This window comes from Pseudomonas sp. BIGb0558, from assembly GCF_024807515.1.
In the GTDB taxonomy this organism is placed as follows: Bacteria; Pseudomonadota; Gammaproteobacteria; order Pseudomonadales; family Pseudomonadaceae; genus Aquipseudomonas; species Aquipseudomonas yamanorum_A.
In genome coordinates, this window is the sequence record NZ_JANUEW010000009.1 from 192951 (window position 1) to 199073 (window position 6123).

Genomic DNA, 6123 nt, shown 5'->3' on the forward strand with positions numbered 1-6123 from the left:
TATCACCCGATATAAGTGTGATAAGGAACTGAAATGACCGACGCACTCAAACCGCTGGATATCGACACCGTGCATGCCTTTGTCCTGGTGGCTGATTTCGCCAGCTTCACCCGCGCGGCCCAGGCCCTGGATACTTCACAGGCGGCCATCAGCCTCAAGCTCAAGCGCCTGGAAGAGCGCCTCGGTTACCGCCTTCTGGTGCGCACACCACGGCATGTACGGCTGTCGCCCCAGGGCGAGCAGTTCATCGTTGCCGCCCGTGCGCTGCTCAACGCTCACGAACGGGCATTGGGTGACATGGGCAACGGCGCACCGCGACGGCTGGTGATCGGCATCAGCGACCACGTGGCCGGGCCCGACCTGCCGCTGTGGCTCAGCCGCCTGGCGGCGTATGACCCGCTGGTGATCCTGGAGGTGCGGATTGCCTCGTCCCGGGACCTGGTCGCCGCGTTCGACCGCGACGAACTGGACGCCGTGATCGTGCGCAACGAAGGCGACCGCCAGGACGGTGAAGTGTTGGTGGTGGAGCGCTTTGGCTGGTTCGCCGCACCGACCTGGCAGCACACGCCCGGCACGCCCCTGCGCATGGCGACCATGGCCTCGCCCTGCGGCGTACGGCACCTGGCAGTGCGGGCGCTGGATGAGGCGCGGATTGACTGGACCGAAGTGTTTGTCGGCGGCGGCGTCATGGCCGTGGGTGCGGCAGTGAGTGCCGGCCTGGGCGTGGCCGCATTGGCCCGGCGAGTGGCACCCGCAGGTGCGGTAGACGTGAGTGAACAGTACGGATTACCGGCGTTGCCCGTCAGTGAAATCGTGCTGCATAGCCGAATCAGTGATGGCCGCTCTCGCGAGACGTTGCGGGCCTTGAGTGCAACCTTCAGAGGGGTTCTGGAGCGCTAGGCTGCATCTGGTTATAGCGCCCGCGCACAAACCGCTCCAGTTCATCTCCTGGCAACGCCTTGCTGAAATACCAGCCCTGGATGATCAACTCCGAGCCCGATTGCAGAAACGCCAGCTGCTCGGCAGTTTCCACGCCTTCGACCACTACTCCGAGGTTCAACGCCTCACAAAACCGCAGCATCCCGGTCAACACCTGGGCGCCCTTCGGATCATGCTGGGCCACCACGAAACTGCGATCGATCTTGATGAAATCCACCGGGAACTGGTGCAGATAACTCAGCGCCGAAAACCCGGTGCCAAAGTCGTCGATGTAGACCTTGGCGCCAATCGCCTGCAGCTTCTCGATCATTTGCCGCGTGCCCTGGATATCTCCGATCAAGGCATCCTCGGTGATCTCCACCGACACCTGGCCATGGGCCTGGGCCAGGATCTCCACCAGCCGGTCACCGTACGCCGGGGTGGTGAGCGTGGCACTGGAGATATTAATGGTCATCGGCAACCCAAAGCCGACCTTCTGCCATTTCTGATACTGGCGCACCGCCTGGGACGCGACCCACACATCCACGTCGGGCATCAGCCGGGCATGAGCCAACCATTGCAGGAACTCCCACGGCGAATGCACCGTGCCCTCGGCATCCCGGGCGCGCATCAAGGCTTCGCAACCGGTGCAGAGCCCGGTCCGGGTCGAAATCTGCGGCTGGAATTCGAGGTAGAACTCATAGTCGCAGATCTGCTGGATGTGGCTCAACTCGCTGGCCTGGCGCGCCTGGGCCTTGTGGGAGGCCATCACCGGGTCCAGTTCCAGCAAGCGCCCTTTTTCTTCCAGGCCGCGAAAGGTCATGTCCAGCGACTTCAAATACACCGTACCGCCTTCCGTAGCCTGGCGATGAATCGCCCGCACATAGGGCGCATAAATCAGCGTGCCAACCCCCAGCAACACCACCTGCAGCAACACCGCCGCCAGGTCACCGTGGGTACTCAGGTAAGCGTTGAGCAACACCGGCGCGGTGAACGGCACGCTGACCACTGCGGGCGACACCCAGCCCAACTGCACCACCGTGAGTGCCAGCATCGCGTTGAGCGCCGGCACCAGCAGAAAGGGAATGAACAGGCGTGGGTTGAGGATAATCGGCAGGCCAAACAACAGCACTTCACTGACATTGAACAAGGACAGCGGCAGGCTGGCTATCGCCACCAATCGCATGGACTGGCTCCTGGAAAACACCAGGATCGCCAGCAGCAGGCTCAACGCACCGCCGGAGCCACCGATAAACGCAAAGCTGCCCAGCAAGCCGCCGTTCAACACATATTTGATCGGTTCGCCTGCCGCCAGCGCCGCGTTGTTGAGCACAACGGCCTGGTCCAGCACATCAAACAACGGCTGCATGGCGTAGACACCATGGATGCCGAAAAACCACAGCAGCGAATTCATCAGGGTCACAAACAGGCCGGTGCCATAGGGCGACTGCAGCGCATCGAGCACCTGTGGGCCCTGAAGCTGCGCCACCTGAGGAATCTGCAGCAGCAACGACAGCACAAGCACCAGCCCGAGCGCGGTGATCGCCCCCGGTACCACCATATTGATGGTGCCCTTGAGGTTGTGTCCCACCAGGTCTTCATTGACCAACCGGGTCCAGCGGCGCCGGTGCAGCCAGGCGATAACCGGCACGTTGAGCAGCGGCGAGGCAATCGCGATAAACAGCACGAAGGTCGCCGAGGCGCGGGGGAAATCCCGCAGCACATACGTCGCAATCACCACATGGGCCAGGCACAGAAACGCTACCGGCAACTGCGGCAGGCGGTATTGAATCGCGAGCATGTAACCGATGGAAGCGGCCACCAGCAACGGGATCACCGAGCTGATCTTATTGTGCAACCCGGCCAGGAAGGCCACCACCTGCGGGTCGAAACCCAGCACGCGGGCGCATTCGGACAAGATCAGGAAACCCGCCGACACCAACAGGCACGGCAGGATCCACAACAGCCCCTCGCGTATGGCCCGCAACGACTCGGTGCTGGCCAAAGCCGCCAGCCGCTGGGTGAAGAAAAGCTTGAACAGCGTTTGCGCCATCACCTGTCCCTCGGTCCCTGATGCCAGGGTCGCAAAATAACACCCGGCCGTAGCCTTTATCGCCGGGTTAACGCTACACGGCCTGATACCGCGAGCGAAAGGCTTTTGCTGCCACTGGCGCAATTATTCAGAATCCCCCCGTGGCGCTGCTGCTTGTCGATTGGCACGGGTTGGCCCATCCTTTGACGCACTTGTTGTCGTAAATGACCGTGGAGTAAACCTTTGTCCCAACCCGGCGAAAACCACCAGCTAGCCCTGGACAGATTCCTGAACGAGCACCCGGCCCTGGCCGCGGAACTGAATACGTTGAACCCCCTGGCGGCCCAGGCCAAAGGGGAAACACTCGAGCAGTATCGTGCCGAGCGGCTGCATGAAGCGTTTGAGGCCGAAGCCGAGCAGCAAGGGCTCTTCGCCTGGGAACTGACGCTGAAATTGACGGCGCATTCCCCTGCCGAGTTCGAGGCCCAGCGGCTGGAGGTGCACAAGGAAGTGGCGCAGATGGCAGGCCTGAGTTGGGCGGAGTATTGCCAATTGCATGACTTGCCGGGTTAGAACCAGCGGCCCAGGCCCCGGCGGGTATCGCATGTAATTCATCAATGACCAGGCCTTGCCTCTTGATTAATGGCAAAGGTCGGGGACTCCAGCGTTTTTTAGAATGCTTTAGGTACAACTATAGGAACATATCCACGACCCCTGCGAGATGGTCCATAAATCGCTATCAACTCTTCTTCGTACTGCAGGCGATTCTCACCCCACTCGTGCGGATTGGAATTCAATCCAGAGTGACTACTTCGCAGTAGGTCAACTGCCTTCTGGAGGCTACGTGACACATTACCTGGTGCATTCACATGCATGATCAAGAATCAGAGTTTTTCCGAGCTTTGATTGAAAGAAATCTCCCGCAGGATTGGTATAGCCCTGAGGTGACTTCGAGAAAGCCAATCTCATACGAGCAACAACATCAATAACCTGTTCTGAAACTCGCCTCGTTCAACGCTATCAGCGATTTTTTATTATGGTCACGGGCAATAAGCTGGCCAAGTGGTCGTGATACACCAGTTGCTCCCCACCAATAACGGGGGATCCCAGTACTTTTAGCGCAATACCAGGTACAATTATCTAACCGCATCCATCACTTCGGCATGCATCCCAGTGCATCATTAGCATCACACGCTATGTAGGGAATCAACTCTTTAAGATTATCTATATATATATGCGCACATGATATCTGTATCTCCGGCGCTTCAGACGAGTTAGAAATTATTATTCCTGCATCCCGCGATACCTCTCCAATATTCGCACCATCATAATTGCTATAGATACTATATAAATAAGAGCCATTTAGAAACTTAACCCGCTTATAGTCAACTTGATAGCGAACAAAGTGATTTGACCTAAATTTTTTAAAGTCAAATCCAGAAAGCGGAAAAACAAGTTCCTTATTTTCCTCTCGACCGAAGCGATATTGAATTCCAGTCAATTCCCCATCAACATAATTTGGACATAAGGCCAAATTTTTACCTCCGCGCACCTCACACTGAAATATCGCTCGCTCATTATCACAAATTTTCTCCTGCACGGCCAAGACTTGGCCAGACCAAAATATCGCTAAAAACAAAGCTGTACTCTTAACGAAAAAATCAGTTGCCCTTGATTGCATTATAGTTGTCCCTCATCCTTCTATCGTACCCATTTTGAGCGGGGCCATTATATCGAAGCGCGAACTTCAACCAATCTTTCTGCACGATCGAAGAAGACAGAATTGCGTCAGATTTTATGAAATTCACGAAAGCTTTTAAATGGTTTTTTTCGGAACGATTAATATCTCGTACAAAATCTTCAACTGAAGAGTATCCGGCGCTTGAAAAATTTTTCCCCATGATTTGAAATCTCCCCCATGAAGCGGACTTCAGCGCTTCGCTAGGACTTAACCGGTAAGCCCGAACCATTTTCCCGTATTGCGCTGAATATGAACCATAACCACCTCTTATAGGCGATGATATATCGGGATCCGAGCTGTCAAACCGCCCAGCCGTCAGCTGATGAAAATAGTGCCGTTCAAATAATATAGCTGCGACCTGATCATCCCCCGCTTTACTAAAATAACTACCTGAAGAACCCGTCTCAGTAATTGCGATACTTTTTATTGCTTCTATCTCACATCCGAGCGCCAACGCTGCCGCAACATAATCATTTTCTTCGATCACTGACCCATCGTAAAAATCAAAGAACCAGAGTTTTACTTTTTCGCCGCCTATAAAAATTTCTGGGTGCTGATTTATGCTGTTAAATTTTCCAGCCAGGCCAATCGGATGCAAGTGATAAACCTGCCCATGCGCCGGCAACCCAACACCCGGCGCCACTTCATTCCACCAACTGATCTGCTTGATCCGCTCTTTCTCCGCCAACCAGTTCAACAGTGGGGTCGAACCACTATGACCGAGCAATTCGTCCAGCGCGTCCCACTTGTGGGGCTCGTAGCGCCACTCGCTTTCGTAATGAATGATCAGTTGCGACAGCGACTGCACGTGCGCTGGAAACTTCATCGCATCGTTCAACTCTTCAGCGGTTATTTTTCCATTACGGTCGCGGTCGATGATGTCGTACAGGCGACTCTTCATCGGCCCGGTATCCGAAAAGTCGGCCAAGCGGCCATGGCGTTCGAGTTGCTCTTCACTAAAACGGTTAGCCGCACGAAAAAAGGACGCCAGGGCTTGCCGAGGAGAGTCGTAGTTGAAGATGACGTCGTAGCCCTCCCACGACCAGGGACTAACCCAGGGAGTAACCCCCACTTCTTCGCGTACCCACCCACTGAGCAATGTGCCGTTCGCGTCGTGGAGCAGTCCTTCAAGTCGGTACCAGTTGCAGGCTTTTCGGTCTGCCGTCGCCGTAATCGCGATTTTATTTTCGGCAGACAGGCCATCAATCAAACTTTTAGGCACTAACAAGTCGGCATCACTGGGTGTGCTGGCCGCGCTCAGTGACGGTGGCTGCGTGCTGCCAAAACGCTCCTGGTGCGTCACCACCGCGGTACCCTTGGCAAGTTTCAGCCAGGTGTTGCCGATGGCAGGCAATCGTTTTGCCCAGGCGCGGCTGGCCTGAATGAACGGTTCCATACGATCGGTGCTGAACACTTCCAGGTGCAGTTTCTT

5 protein-coding genes are annotated in these 6123 nt (G+C 56.0%); 2 read left to right on the forward strand and 3 right to left on the reverse strand.

Translation table 11 applies throughout. The features are described from left to right. Positions 1 to 33 precede the first annotated feature (33 nt). Positions 34 to 900 carry a LysR family transcriptional regulator gene (locus M2400_RS14305; RefSeq protein WP_177078471.1) on the forward strand — a complete coding sequence of 289 codons (867 nt, stop codon included), beginning with the start codon at positions 34 to 36 and terminating at the stop codon, positions 898 to 900. Here the strand turns inward: M2400_RS14305 and M2400_RS14310 are convergent. After that, positions 878 to 2971, reverse strand: coding sequence for a PTS sugar transporter subunit IIC/EAL domain-containing protein (locus M2400_RS14310; RefSeq protein ID WP_259197241.1), 2094 nt, complete (start codon positions 2969 to 2971; stop codon positions 878 to 880). The genes M2400_RS14305 and M2400_RS14310 overlap by 23 nt on opposite strands. Positions 2972 to 3193: 222 nt before the next feature. On the opposite strand from M2400_RS14310, the gene M2400_RS14315 reads away from it, so the two are divergent. After that, positions 3194 to 3523, forward strand: coding sequence for a DUF6388 family protein (locus M2400_RS14315; protein WP_177078475.1), 330 nt, complete (start codon positions 3194 to 3196; stop codon positions 3521 to 3523). 580 nt (positions 3524 to 4103) lie between these two features. Here M2400_RS14315 and M2400_RS14320 read toward each other — a convergent pair. After that, positions 4104 to 4631, reverse strand: coding sequence for a hypothetical protein (locus M2400_RS14320; RefSeq protein ID WP_259197243.1), 528 nt, complete (start codon positions 4629 to 4631; stop codon positions 4104 to 4106). Then, positions 4612 to 6123: N-acetylmuramidase family protein (locus tag M2400_RS14325; protein WP_259197245.1), on the reverse strand; the 1512-nt coding region annotated here is incomplete at its 5' end. The genes M2400_RS14320 and M2400_RS14325, both read right to left, overlap by 20 nt.

What these genes read in the sequence shown, in the direction of transcription:
- M2400_RS14305 (WP_177078471.1), top strand. Translation starts at nt 34, where the DNA reads ATGACCGACGCACTCAAACCGCTGGATATCGACACCGTGCATGCCTTT.
- M2400_RS14310 (WP_259197241.1), bottom strand. Translation starts at nt 2,971, where the DNA reads ATGGCGCAAACGCTGTTCAAGCTTTTCTTCACCCAGCGGCTGGCGGCT.
- M2400_RS14320 (WP_259197243.1), bottom strand. Translation starts at nt 4,631, where the DNA reads ATGCAATCAAGGGCAACTGATTTTTTCGTTAAGAGTACAGCTTTGTTT.